Genomic DNA, 12,718 nt, shown 5'->3' on the forward strand with positions numbered 1-12,718 from the left:
ACAGCTATCTCTTGTCCATGACTTTCCAGAAAGACCGCTCGCCCGGCTTCCTCGCCAATCAGATGGCGCGCCTTTTCGCCAAGGGCCTGCAGCAACGCATCCGTCCCCTTGGACTGGCTCCGGCCCAGTTCATGACATTGCTGGCGCTGTGGGACGAGGACGGACAGACGCAGAGCGAACTGGTGCGCCGCCTCGATGTCGAACAGGCGACAATGGCCAACACGCTGACCAGGATGGAACGCGACGGCCTGATCGAACGACGCACCAAGCCGGAAGACGGACGCTCGCAGTCCATTCACCTGACACCAAGGGCGATAGCACTGCGCGATCCCGCCACCCAAGCCGCCCGCGCGCAGAACGAAGAGGCACTGGCCGACTTCACCGAAAGCGAACGTCAGGCCTTCGTGGCCATGATGCGGCGAGCCATTGCCGCCATGCATCGCGATTGAGCGTGTGACATTGCCTGCGCCAATCGACGCTCCGCGCACGGCCAATTGAAGTTTCAGCAGCCGACTGGCTAGAGTGGCGCCTTCTATCATTCGGGAGCCATGATGAATCGCATCGAACGACCAGAAGCCAGCGAAGGCGGCGTGCCCCTGTCGCGCATATCGGAGCTTGCGGCGACCGAGGCCGAGATCTTTCGCCGGGCGCGGCCAAAATCGCAAGCTGCACTCGGCAATGGTGTCGCGGGTTTCTTCGGCGGCGTGCCGATGCACTGGATGAACGATTGGCCGACACCATTCCCGATCCTCGTCGACAAGGCGAGCGGCGCCACCATCACCGACGTCGACGGCAACAGGCTCGCCGATTTCTGCCTCGGCGACACCGGTTCAATGTTCAGCCACTCCCCTGCCCCGGTCGCCCGCGCCATCCGCCGTCAGGCTGGACGCGGCCTGACCTACATGCTGCCGTCGGAAGATTCGCTGCCCCTTGGGATGCTGCTGACCGAGCGCTTCGGCCTGCCGCACTGGCAGATCGCCACCACCGCTACCGACGCCAATCGTTTTGCCCTGCGTGTGGCCCGCGCGGTCACCGGCCGCGACAAGATCCTGGTCTTCAACGGCTGCTACCATGGTGCTGTCGACGAAACGATGGTGCGGCTGAAGGACGGCAAGCCGGTCAACCGGCCAGGCCTCGCCGGCGAATTCCGCGACCTCACGGCCCGTACCCGCATCGTCGAATTCAACGACCTGCCGGCACTTGAAGCAGCACTCGCCCATGGCGACGTTGCTTGCGTCATCACCGAGCCTGTGCTGACCAATTCCTGCATGGTGCTCCCAGAGCCCGGCTTTCTCGAAGGCGTTCGCAAGCTGACGCGCAAGACCGGCACACTGCTTTTGATCGACGAGACACACACAATCTCGACCGGCCCCGGCGGTTACACCAAAAAGCATGGCCTGGAGCCTGATCTTTTCGTGCTGGGCAAGCCTGTCGCCGGCGGCGTGCCGGCCAGCGTGTGGGGCATGAGCGAAGAGGTCGCCGCGCGCTACGCTGACTACAACAGGACCAAGGAGCCCGGCTATTCCGGCATGGGCACCACGCTTTCAGCCAACCCGCTCCAATTCGCCGCGATGCGGGCCACTCTCGAAGAGGTGATGACCGAGGAAAACTACGCCCATATGGAGCGGCTGGCCGACAGGCTGGCATCCGGCCTCGACAAGGCGATCCGCAAGAACAAGTTGCCCTGGCACGTCATGCGCGTTGGCGCTCGCGTCGAGTTCATCTGCGCGCCCGGCCCCCTGCGCAATGGCGGCGAAGCAGAGACGGCGCATACCTCGCGGCTTGAAGCTGCCGTGCATGTCGCGCTGGTCAATCGCGGCGTGCTGATCGCGCCATTCCACAACATGATGCTGGTTTCGCCGGTAACGACTGCACGTCAGGTCGACAGGCTGGTTGCGGCTTTCGGCGATATTGCCGCCACGCTTTCGGCGTGAGACAAGGTTTTTGGACAATTGAGTAAGATCATGACATCTCCTTCCGGCTCGACCATCGACGAGGCCAGAGCCTTCCTAGACGCCAATCCCGACATCGAAGCCTTCGACATCGTGCTCACCGACGCCAATGGCGTAGGGCGCGGCAAGATCATCCGGCGCCACGAACTGACGGGCTTGTACGAAGGTGGACGGCATTTGCCGATCTCCATCCTCGGCCTCGACATAACTGGCGAAGATGTCCACGAGACCGGGCTGATCTGGGACTCCGGCGACGGCGACCTCAGGGCATGGCCGATCCCGGGCACGCTGAAGCCGCTCTATGGAACGACCCCGGCACGTGGCCAGCTGCTGATGTCGATGTACCATCTCGATGGCGCGCCGATGACCTCGGACCCAAGGCTTGCGCTGCAGCGCCAAGTCGACAGGCTTGCCGAAAGAGGCCTGTATCCAGCCGGCGCTTTCGAGCTTGAATTCTTCCTGCTGTCCAACGAGCGCGACGGCGACGGCAAGGTCCAGCCGGCACGCGCGGTGCTCGACGGCCGCGCTTCGGGCAAGACCGAGGTCTATTCGGTCGACCATCTGCATGGCATGGAGCCGCTGTTTTCCGACATCTATGCCGCCGCAAAGCTGCAGGGCATTCCTGCCGAGACGGTGATCTCCGAATACGCGCCCGGCCAGTACGAGCTCACGCTGCGCTATCGCAAGGACGTCATGCAGGCCGCCGATGACCTGATCATGCTCAAGCGCATCGTCCGCGCCCAGGCGCGCCGCCACGGCGTCACCGCCTGTTTCATGGCCAAGCCGATCGAAAAATATGCCGGCTCGGGCATGCATTTCCATGCCTCGCTGCTCGACAAGGACGGCAACAACGTCTTCACAGAAGCCAAGGAAGGCGAGTGGCAGCCCAGGCTCTTGCACGCACTCGGCGGCCTGGCTGCGACCATGGCCGAATCGATGCTGGTGTTTGCGCCGCACGCCAATTCCTGGCGGCGTTTCGTATCACAATCCTATGCGCCGGTGGCGCCGACCTGGGGCGTCAACAACCGCTCTGTGGCGCTGCGCGTGCCGGCGGGCGACGCCAAGAACCGCCGCATCGAGCACCGCCCCTCGGGCGTCGATGCCAATCCCTATCTGGTGGCTGCGACCATTCTCGCCGGCATTTCGAAGGGGCTGGAAGAAAAGCTGGATCCCGGCCCCGAAACGACAGGCAATGGCTACGAGCAGGCGGCGGGCACGAACGGAGTAATGCCGGCCGATTGGCGCACGGCTATCGAGGCGGCGAAGGCGTCGGAATTCCTGCGCGAGGCGCTGGGCCACGATCTCCACCGCACCTTCACGGCGATCAAGGAAGCCGAATATTTTCGCGTGGCCCGCACGGTGAGCGAGCTGGATTATCATTTGTATTTGCACGAGGTGTGAGGCCGAACGGCCAAAGATCAGGGCTTCGGTGCCGGCTGGATCGTCACGGTCAAGCCGAGACTCTTGACGACGCCAAGGAGCGTCGTCAGCCGCGGATCGCCTTCGGCGCTGAGGGCCTTGTACAATCCCTCGCGCGTTATTCCTGCGTCCTTCGCAACCAGACTCATGCCACGAGCCCGCGCCACGACTCCCAATGCGTGCGCAATGTAGCTGGCGTCACCGGTTTCAAAAGCGTCGGAAAGCAGTTCGGCTTGCGATTCAGGCGTATCGAGATACGCCGCCGCGTCGAACGGAGTTGTCTTGAGAGACATGCTCAAACCTCCTTTGCCATTTCCAGAGCCCGCTTGATATCTCGACCTTGGGTAGACTTGTCGCCGCCACTCAACAGGATGATCACCACTCTTCCGCGCTGGACGAAATAGACGCGATAACCGGGACCCATGTCGACGCGCAATTCGCCAATACCGTCGAAGAATTTGACGTCGCCAAATAGCCCAGCCTCAAGCCGAACGACGCGTTGGGCGATCTTTCGCCGGGCCGCCAAATCCCGCAGCCCATCAAACCACTCTCGAAATGTGTCGGTTTGACGGACCTCGAACATGCGTGAACTATAGTTCACAACTCTCGATAATTCAAGATCACCATGAAATCCGTCGGCTCTCCAAGGAAGGACAGGCTACCGAACGAAAATAGCCCTCAGATCATTCACATTCGTGCCCGTCGGCCCCGGCACGAACAGGTCGCCGACTGCGTCGAATGCCGTCCATGCGTTATTGCCGGCAAGCATCGCCTTGGCGTCAACGCCAGCGGCGCGCATGCGCGCGACCGTCGTAGCGTCGGCGAAGGCGCCGGCGTTGTCTTCGGAACCATCGATGCCATCGGTGTCAGCCGCCAGCGCGTCGATGCCTGACACACCGTCGATGCCAATGGCGAAGGCGAGCAGGAATTCGCTGTTTCGCCCGCCCTTGCCTTTTGCACGCAGCGTGACAGTGGTCTCGCCACCCGAGAGGATCAGCACTGGCTTGGCGAACGGACGGTTGCGCATGGCGACTTCGCGCGCGATAGCCGCATGCACGCCGCCAACCTCGCGCGCCTCGCCCTCGATGGCGTCGGATAGGATGACGGTTTCGACACCAAGCGCCCGCGCTGCCGCAGCGGCTGCATCGAGCGATACACCTGCCGAGGCGATGACATGAACCTCGTTGCGGGCAAAGCGCTGGTCGGAAGACTGGGGCGCGTCGGCCTCCCCCGAGTTGATGTGCGCCATGACATTGGCCGGCAGCGCGATGCGATAGGTTTCGATCAGCCTGAGCGCGTCCGCGCGCGAGGCGTCGTCAGGCACCGTTGGCCCCGAGGCGACGAGTGCTGGATTGTCGCCGGGAATGTCGGAAACGACGAGCGAAACCACGCGCGCCGGATGGGCAGCGGCGGCGAGCCTGCCGCCCTTGATGGTCGAGATGTGCTTGCGAATGGTGTTCATCGCCGAAATCGGCGCGCCGGAGGCAAGCAGTGCTTCGTTGACGGCGATCTCGTCGGCAAGCGTCAGGCTACCGGCCGGCGACGGCAGCAAAGCCGAGCCGCCGCCCGAGACCAGCGCCACAACGAGGTCGTCTTCGGTGAGACCGGAGACAGCCTGGAGCAGCAGCTTGGAGGCTTCGAGGCCATTGGCGTCTGGCACCGGGTGCGACGCCTCGATGATCCTGATGCGCTCGCAAGGTGCTGAAAATCCGTAGCGGGTGACGACGACGCCTTCGAGCGGACCGTCCCACGCCTTCTCAAATGCGGCAGCCATTTGGGCCGAGCCCTTGCCGGCACCAATGACGATCGTGCGCCCCTTGGGCTTTTCCGGTAGATGGCGGCGGATGGTCAGCTCCGGATCGGCCGCCGCGACGGCGGCCTCGAAGATCTTGGTGAGGAATTGCTTCGGGTCGGTCGTGGCCATCGGGACGCTAAAACTCTTTCAGCTGTTCGAAACGGGCGGAAGGGCAAGTTCCTGCCTGGAGATGCCGAGATGGTCGCAGACTGCCGCGACCACCACCTCGTGATCCTGCCGCTCGGGCAGGCCCGATACGGCAATGGCGCCGACAACGCCCACGCCCTTCACGCGGATCGGAAAACCGCCGCCGGCCAGCACATAGTCCTCGATCGGCAGCGCGTCGCCGACAGGAAATGTGCGGTCCTCGCGCGCCTTTTTCAGCACCATGCCGTAGCTGCTGCGATGGAACATCTTGACGACGTTGATCTTGCGCCGCGCCCACTCGGTGTTGTTGACCGTCGAGCCGGGTAAGGCGCAGTAAAACAGCGCCCGATCCCACAGGCGAATGTCGACGATGATGGGGAGGTTTTCAGCCAGCCCGCGCGCACGGATCGTGGAGCCAATCTCGAAGGCAGCGGCTTCGTCGAAGCCTTCGAAGACAAGGCGCGCCTCCTGCTCGGCGATCTTCTTGATATCTTCGGCTGCTGCCATTGTCCGCTCCTCTCCCTGCGTCCACGGCTCACATGGCAGACGCGGGCGAATGACGCAAGGTCATGCGGCCTGATCCATCGCCGACTTGGCCGGCCGGCCCGCGACATAGACCTCGACCACCGCGCGGTCGTCGCCCAGCGTCTGCAGCAGGAACAGCTCTTCGGCCAGCGTGTCGATACGCTCCATCCTAAGCCGCATGCCGGGCGTCGCGCGCGCATTGAGCACGACGAGATCGGCATCGGTGCCAACCTCAAGCGTACCGACCTTGTCTGAAATCGACAAAGCTTCCGCGTTGCCGCGGGTCAATTGCCAGTAAGAGGCCAGCGGGTTCAGCTTCTCGCCATTCAGCGCGATGACCTTGTAGGCCTCGTCCATCGTGCGCAGCATCGAATAGTTGGTGCCGCCGCCGACATCGGTGGCAATGGCGATCCTGAGCGGCTTGTCGCGCTGCCGATAGCGCTGGTAGTCGAACAGGCCGGAGCCGAGGAACAGGTTCGACGTCGGGCAGAACACGGCGATGGAGCCATGTTCGGAAATCGCGTCGGACTCGCGCTCGCCAAGATGGATGCAGTGCCCCAGAAGCGTGCGTTTGCCGAGCAAGCCGTAGTGCTCATAGACATCGGTGTAGTCGCGCGACCAGGGATAAAGCTCCTGGGTGAAGGCGATCTCGGCGTGGTTTTCCGACAGATGCGTCTGGATGTGCAGGTCGGAATGCTCGCGTGCCAGTTGCCCCGCCATTTCCATCTGCTCGGGCGTCGACGTGATCGCAAAGCGTGGGGTGATGGCGACGTGCTGCCGGCCCTTGCCATGCCATTCCGATATCAGAGCCTTGGTGTCGTCATAGCTCGTCTGCGGCGTATCCAGCACACCAGCAGGCGCGTTGCGGTCCATCATCACCTTGCCGGCGATGTTGAGCATGTTGCGGTCGTGCGATTCGGCGAAGAACGCCTCGGCCGACTGCTTGTGGACCGAGCAATAGGCGGCAACGGTCGTTGTGCCCTGGCGCACCATCTCGTCAAGGAACAGGCGCGCGATGCGGCGGCCATGCTGGGCGTCGATGAATCGGGTTTCCTCGGGAAAGGTGTATTTGTTCAGCCATTCCAGCAGCTCGGCGCCATAGGCCGCGATGATCTGCATCTGCGGAATGTGGACATGCGCGTCGATGAAGCCGGGCAGGATAAGATGCGGGCGATGATCAATGACCGCAACGCCACTGCCGGCCTGGGCCGCAACCAGGGCGTAGGCGCCAACGGCGGCGATCTTGCCGCCGACCATCAGCACCGCGCCATCCTCCTCATAGGCATAGGCGGCGTGATCGTCGGCGCTGTCGGGCCAGCGCAGGAAGGACAATGTGCGGCCGCGAAGAAGGGTTGTGGTCATGGTTGAACTCTACAAGCTTTTTCTGGCGACAAAATCGCGGTCAAAACACCACGCGTCGATTTAAGCGCTCAGCAGGCGCCTTTCAGTCTGCGTCGTAGCAGGGCTGCTATTTCCGCGCCTGTTCGTACCAGGCGACCAACAACGCGCGTTCTTCCGGCGTGATCTGGGTAACGTTGGCCGGCGGCATGGCATGGCTGCGCCCGGCCTGCAGGTAGATCTCGCGCGCGTGCTGGGCAATCGCGTTGTCGGTCTCCAGCACCACGCCCTTGGGCGCATGGTAGACGCCCTCATAGGAAGGCTCATTGGCATGGCACATGGCGCAGCGGCCGAGCACCGTGTCGCGTACCGCAGGGAACTGGGCCGAGGCGACGAAGGGTGCTGTAGTCACCGCGGCATTCTTGTCCTCGCCGGTCAGCACCTTCGGCACTGTCGACAGCCACATGATGACGATGAACAGCAGGGCGGCAACGAACCAGGTCCAGTGCGGGTTGCCCCCGCGCTTGTGGATCGTGTTGAAGTAGTGGCGGATCAGCACGCCGATGATGAAGATGAGTGCGGCGATGACCCAATTGAACTCGGTGCCGAAGGCCAGCGGATAGTGGTTCGACAGCATCAGGAACACGACGGGCAGCGTCAGGTAATTGTTGTGGGTCGAACGCGTCTTGGCGATCTTGCCGTATTTCGGGTCCGGCTTGCGGCCGGCAATCAGGTCGGCGACGACGATCTTCTGGTTGGGAATGATGGTGATGAAGACGTTGGCCGACATGATGGTCGCGGTGAACGCGCCGAGATGCAGGAAGGCGGCGCGGCCTGTGAACAGCTGCGTGTAGCCCCAGCTCATGAACACCACGATGGCATAGAGGATGATCATCAACAGCGTGTCATGATCGCCGAGTTTCGACTTGCAGAGCTGGTCGTAGATCACCCAGCCGAGGCCGATCGAAGCGAGCGAAATGCCGATGGCGACGGGCGCGGAGACGTCGAGCACATTGCGGTCGATGAGGAACAGCTCGGCGCCGCCATAGTAGACGAGGCACAGAAGCACGAAGCCCGACATCCAGGTGGCGTAGGATTCCCATTTGAACCAGGTCAGGTGCTCCGGCATCTGGGCCGGCGCCACGAGATATTTCTGGATGTGGTAGAAGCCGCCGCCATGGACCTGCCACTCTTCGCCATGGGCGCCAACGGGCAGGCCGGCATGCTTCCTCAGCCCAAGGTCAAGGGCGATGAAGTAGAAGGACGAGCCGATCCAGGCCATGGCGGTGATGACATGCAGCCACCGCGCGGCGAAGCTCGCCCATTCCATGAAAAACGCCAAGTCGTACATCCGCCGTCCCTTTTCCGCACCAGCAGCGATCTTACGATGCCTCATGCATTGGGGAAGTGAAAGGATTCGCGATGACTTTCAAAAAAATCTGGAAAATACTACCGTATGGCGGCACGGCATAAGCCGGGCTAGGGAACCCTCGGCACGCATGGCTTATCTCGACAACATCGCTGTCTTCGTTCGCGTCGTGGAACTTGGCAATCTTTCTGCCGCGGGCCGCGACATGCGCATTTCGCCTGCAGTCGCGTCCAACCGCATCAAGGAGCTGGAAAAGCACCTGGGCGTTCGGCTGTTCAACCGCACCACCCGGCAGCTGATGGCGACCGAGCATGGCAACGTGTTTTACTCCGGCGCCAAGCAGGTGCTCGAAGCGATCACAGAGGCGGAAGCTGCGGTTTCAGCGCTTTCCGGCCAGCCGCGCGGCACCATCCGCGTCACTGCCCCACTCGGGCTTGGCCGTCGGCTCGTCGCCTCCGGCATCCCCGAATTCCACGACAAATACCCCGATATCGAGGTCAGGCTCAGGCTTTCGGACCACAATGTCGATATCCTCAAGGAGGGCATCGATGTCGCCTTCAGGCTCGGGCTGATCGAGGATTCGAGTCTGAGGATGCGCGGCATCCTGGAGTGCGAGCGCGTGTTGGTCGCCGCACCCAAATATCTCGAAAAGCGCGGCGAACCAGAAAGTCCCAGCGATCTGATCGGCAAGAAGCACGATTGCCTGATGCTGCGTTATCCCGGCTCCAGAGAATATTTCTGGACGCTGGAGACCCCCGCCGGGCCGACAAAATTCGAGGTCCACGGACCGTTTGATTCGGACGACGGCGACGTGCTGACCGGCTGGGCGCTGAGCGGGCGCGGTATCATCAACAAGCCGCGCTTCGAGGTCGAACCCTTCATCCGCGACCAGCGGCTGAAGATCATCCTGGCGCAGACACCGCCGACCCCGGTGCAGTTTGCCGCCGTCTATCCGCACAAGAAGCTGCAGGACCCGAAGGTCCGGCTGCTGCTCGACTTCATGGCCGACCGCTGCCACAAGCTGATCAAGGACATTCTGGCCGGAAAATGAGGCTGGCGGGGATGAGGCATGCGCCTCACCCCTCAAGCGCCTGATAGGCCGAGGTCCAGAAGTCGACAAAGTGCTTCGGCGCCTGCGGCGAATCCATCAGGCGCTGGGTCAGAAGCACACCTGCCAACCCCTCGGTCGGATCAGCGTAAGCAGACGTTCCGTAGCCGCCATCCCAGCCGAAACGGCCCGGCGAGAGCCACAGGTCGTCGCGCCGGATGGCGACCGCCATGCCGAGTCCCCAACTGGTGTTGTCGTTGAAGAACATCTTCGCACCGGCCTTCTGCTCCGGTGTCAGGTGATCCATGGTCATCAGTTCGACCGAGGCGCGCGACAGGATACGCTCGTTGCCCAGCTTGCCCTTGCCGAGCATCATCTGCTGGAAGGCGATGTAGTCATCGGCGGTCGAGACCAACCCGCCCGCCCCTGATTCGAAGGTCGCGGGCTTGGCAAACAAGCCGCCCCTGGCTTCGTCGTGCACGCTAAGCTTGCCGGTCTGGAAGTCCCTGGAATAGGCGGTGGCAAGCCTCTCGATTTTGTCGGCCGGCACGGAAAACCCCGTATCCTTCATGCCAAGCGGTCCGAAGATGCGCTCCTGCATGAACACCGACAGCGGCTGACCCGCAGCGCGCGAGATCAGCACGCCGGCAACGTCGAGCCCGGTGTGATAGAGCCAGCCCTCGCCGGGCTGGTGAACGAGCGGCAGCGAGCCGATGCGCTTCATGTAATCGTCGGGCGTGCCAAGAAAGACATCGGCGCCGGGATCCACGCCCGCCTCTTCCATGGCGTGCTGTATCGGATAGCGGATCGGGTAGACCATGATCGCGCCGAGCCCGAAGCGCAAGGTGAGCAGGTCGCGCAACGTGATCGGCCGGTGGGCCGGCACCGTGTCGTTCAGTGGACCATCGATCGCCTTCAGCACCCGGCGATTCGCCAGTTCTGGCAGCCATTCGTCAACAGGGTCATCGAGCCTGAGACGGCATTCCTCGACGAGGATCATCGCGGCGGTAGCGGTGACCGGCTTGGCCAGCGAGGCGATGCGGAAGATGCTTTCACGCCGCATCGGCGCTGCGCTGTTGAAAGCGAGCGCGCCCGCTGCCTCGACATGGGTTTCACCATTGCGGCTGACCGCCCAGACCAGACCCGGCACCTCGCCACGCTCGACATGGCCGTCCATGACCTGCCGCATCCGCTCGAGCCGGTCAGGTGCGAAGTTTCCCGTACTCATCGCCGTGCTCCTTACCGCTGAAATGCTGTTTGAAATCTGCTGTGCCGGCGCTTCCTGAGCGCCGACGCTTTTCGGCGCCAAAAGGGCCGCCGACAATGCCGCGCCTTTTATCACCCTACGCCGGTCCAATCCTGAAGACATAGGCATCTCGGCCTCCCAGAATGCTCATTTGGTCGTCGGCTACGCTAGGGTCCGGGCCTTTTCGACTTCGATGGCCAGGGTTTCGAGCAACTCCTTGCAGCCGCTCTCACGATCAGCGGAGCCATCCTGTCCGTCGAGGAACGAATCCTGCTCGGTATAGACAAGCCTTGTGCCGCTGCCTTCGGGCTTGAACTCGATGGTGGCGAGCGAAGCGGAAAAACGGTTGCCGGCAAGCGCCATGACATACGCAATGACGATGCGCTGGTTGGTAACGATGTCGAGATAGGTGGTGTCGTTGGAAATCTCGGGGCCACCCTGGAAACGGAACCGGCTGCGTTCAAAGCCGCCGACGCGGAAATCGACTGAAAATTCGTCGACCTGCCAGCCTTCGCCTTCGGCGAACCACCGGCGCTTGCGCTCGGCGTCGGAAAAGGCGGCGAACACCTCGGCGGGCGAGGCTGCGTAAAAGCGGTCGATGCTGAAGCTGGTGTGGACTGCTGCTGTTGCGGTCATTTCTCACTCCATCAGAAAGGTTGCTGACCATATCAGGAAAAGTGCAACCGGTTGCGACTACTAACCAGTTGTACGCTAGCCAAACTGCTTTTATATTGCAACTGGTTTTTTGGAGACATTTGCATGAACCAGACTCACCGGTCGGGCTGCCCGATCAACCTCACGCTCGAGGTCGTCGGCGACAAATGGAGCCTGATCGTTTTGCGCGACATGATGTTCGGCGGCCGCCGCCATTTCCGCGAACTGTTGACCCAGTCCCAGGAAGGCATCGCCTCCAACATCCTCGCCGACCGGCTGAAGCGCCTGCTTGAAGACGGGCTGCTCACCAAGGCGGACGACCCCAGCCACAAGCAAAAGGCGATCTACAGCCTGACCGAGATGGCGATCGAGCTGCTGCCGGTGTTTGCGCAGATCGGCGCCTGGGGCCGCAAATGGCTGCCTGTCAGCGAAGAACTCAGCATCCGCGCCGAGCTGCTGGAAAAGGGCGGGCCGGAAATGTGGGGCCGCTTCATGGAAGAATTGCGCGCCGAGCATCTGGGCAAGCCCCTGACCGCCAAAGCCGGGCGCATCCCCGTGCGCGCCGAGCTGCAGGCGGCCTATCTCCAGGTCGTGGCCCGCAATGCGGCTACCGAATGACACCTTGACGCAGCAGGCAGATCGGAACGGATAATGTCATCAGGCTGTTGTAGCCTGCATGGGCCGCCGGTACTTGATGGGCGGCGCGAACACCCGATCAAGGAGTACCCGATGACATCCCACCCGACGCGCAACGATCTCAAGTCCAACGCCAAGAAGGTTTCGATCGAACTCCTCAACGCCCGTCTTGCCGACGCGATTGACCTGGCGTTGATCACCAAGCAGGCACACTGGAACGTCAAGGGTCCGCAATTCATCGCCATCCATGAGATGCTGGATGGGTTTCGCACCGAGCTCGATATCCATGTCGACACCATCGCCGAGCGCGCGGTGCAGCTTGGCGGAACGGCGCTGGGCACCACCCAGGTGGTTGCGGAAGCGAGCAAGGTGAAGGCCTATCCAACCGACATTTTCAAGACCAAGGACCACCTTGAAGCGCTGATCGACCGCTTTGCCGAAGTGGCAAAGACAGTGCGCCAGGCGATCGATGAGGCCGGCGAAGCAGGCGACGCCGACACCGCCGACATCTTCACCGCCTATTCCAGGGCGCTCGACAAGTCGCTCTGGTTCCTTGAGGCGCACACCCAGGAAAACGCGTAACAACGAA

General features: G+C 62.4%; 14 protein-coding genes. 6 read left to right on the plus strand and 8 right to left on the minus strand.

The annotated features are described in order from the left end of the window. Window positions 1-17: 17 nt before the first annotated feature. From AC1DLV_RS25630 to AC1DLV_RS25640, 3 genes are all read left to right on the plus strand, one after another. The gene (locus tag AC1DLV_RS25630; protein ID WP_476836282.1) at window positions 18-449 is read left to right on the plus strand and encodes a MarR family winged helix-turn-helix transcriptional regulator; all 432 of its coding nucleotides are present in this window, start codon (window positions 18-20) and stop codon (window positions 447-449) included. 99 nt (window positions 450-548) lie between these two features. Continuing rightward, a complete protein-coding gene (locus AC1DLV_RS25635) occupies window positions 549-1,934 on the plus strand; it encodes an aspartate aminotransferase family protein (protein ID WP_476802860.1) in 1,386 nt (461 codons plus the stop codon). A gap of 30 nt (window positions 1,935-1,964) precedes the next feature. Continuing rightward, the gene (locus tag AC1DLV_RS25640) at window positions 1,965-3,353 is read left to right on the plus strand and encodes a glutamine synthetase family protein (protein WP_476802861.1); all 1,389 of its coding nucleotides are present in this window, start codon (window positions 1,965-1,967) and stop codon (window positions 3,351-3,353) included. Window positions 3,354-3,370: 17 nt separating this feature from the next. On the opposite strand, the gene AC1DLV_RS25645 is transcribed toward AC1DLV_RS25640, so the two are convergent. The 6 genes from AC1DLV_RS25645 to AC1DLV_RS25670 form a co-directional block, all read right to left on the minus strand. Then, window positions 3,371-3,664, minus strand: a complete 294-nt coding sequence (locus AC1DLV_RS25645; protein ID WP_476802862.1) for an addiction module antidote protein — start codon at window positions 3,662-3,664, stop codon at window positions 3,371-3,373. Window positions 3,665-3,666: 2 nt separating this feature from the next. Beyond that, window positions 3,667-3,954 carry a type II toxin-antitoxin system RelE/ParE family toxin gene (locus AC1DLV_RS25650; protein WP_476802863.1) on the minus strand — a complete coding sequence of 96 codons (288 nt, stop codon included), beginning with the start codon at window positions 3,952-3,954 and terminating at the stop codon, window positions 3,667-3,669. A gap of 75 nt (window positions 3,955-4,029) precedes the next feature. After that, the gene (locus AC1DLV_RS25655) at window positions 4,030-5,295 is read right to left on the minus strand and encodes a glycerate kinase type-2 family protein (RefSeq protein ID WP_476802864.1); all 1,266 of its coding nucleotides are present in this window, start codon (window positions 5,293-5,295) and stop codon (window positions 4,030-4,032) included. 18 nt (window positions 5,296-5,313) lie between these two features. Next, complete coding sequence (locus AC1DLV_RS25660) at window positions 5,314-5,820, minus strand: heme-degrading domain-containing protein (RefSeq protein ID WP_476802865.1); 507 nt, start codon at window positions 5,818-5,820, stop codon at window positions 5,314-5,316. Between the two features lie 60 nt (window positions 5,821-5,880). Continuing rightward, window positions 5,881-7,200 (minus strand): guanine deaminase, encoded by a 1,320-nt coding sequence (gene guaD / locus AC1DLV_RS25665; protein WP_476802866.1) that lies wholly within the window; start codon window positions 7,198-7,200, stop codon window positions 5,881-5,883. A 106-nt stretch (window positions 7,201-7,306) separates the two neighbouring features. Further along, window positions 7,307-8,527, minus strand: a complete 1,221-nt coding sequence (locus AC1DLV_RS25670) for a urate hydroxylase PuuD (RefSeq protein ID WP_476802867.1) — start codon at window positions 8,525-8,527, stop codon at window positions 7,307-7,309. Window positions 8,528-8,675: 148 nt separating this feature from the next. Here AC1DLV_RS25670 and AC1DLV_RS25675 point away from each other — a divergent pair, with 148 nt between their 5' ends. Further along, complete coding sequence (locus AC1DLV_RS25675; RefSeq protein ID WP_476802868.1) at window positions 8,676-9,596, plus strand: LysR family transcriptional regulator; 921 nt, start codon at window positions 8,676-8,678, stop codon at window positions 9,594-9,596. Window positions 9,597-9,621: 25 nt separating this feature from the next. Here the strand turns inward: AC1DLV_RS25675 and AC1DLV_RS25680 are convergent, their stop codons facing one another. Together AC1DLV_RS25680 and AC1DLV_RS25685 are read right to left on the minus strand one after the other, a co-directional pair. Continuing rightward, window positions 9,622-10,821 carry a serine hydrolase domain-containing protein gene (locus AC1DLV_RS25680; protein WP_476802869.1) on the minus strand — a complete coding sequence of 400 codons (1,200 nt, stop codon included), beginning with the start codon at window positions 10,819-10,821 and terminating at the stop codon, window positions 9,622-9,624. Window positions 10,822-11,001: 180 nt separating this feature from the next. Further along, window positions 11,002-11,475, minus strand: a complete 474-nt coding sequence (locus AC1DLV_RS25685; protein ID WP_476802870.1) for an SRPBCC family protein — start codon at window positions 11,473-11,475, stop codon at window positions 11,002-11,004. Window positions 11,476-11,598: 123 nt separating this feature from the next. Here AC1DLV_RS25685 and AC1DLV_RS25690 point away from each other — a divergent pair, with 123 nt between their 5' ends. Both AC1DLV_RS25690 and dps read left to right on the plus strand, forming a co-directional pair. After that, entirely contained in the window at window positions 11,599-12,111 is a 513-nt protein-coding gene (locus AC1DLV_RS25690) for a winged helix-turn-helix transcriptional regulator (protein WP_476802871.1), read from the plus strand. 111 nt (window positions 12,112-12,222) lie between these two features. Then, entirely contained in the window at window positions 12,223-12,711 is a 489-nt protein-coding gene (dps, locus tag AC1DLV_RS25695; protein WP_476802872.1) for a DNA starvation/stationary phase protection protein Dps, read from the plus strand. Window positions 12,712-12,718 lie beyond the last annotated feature (7 nt).

It is taken from the genome of Aminobacter sp. 01T433 (genome assembly GCF_056398585.1).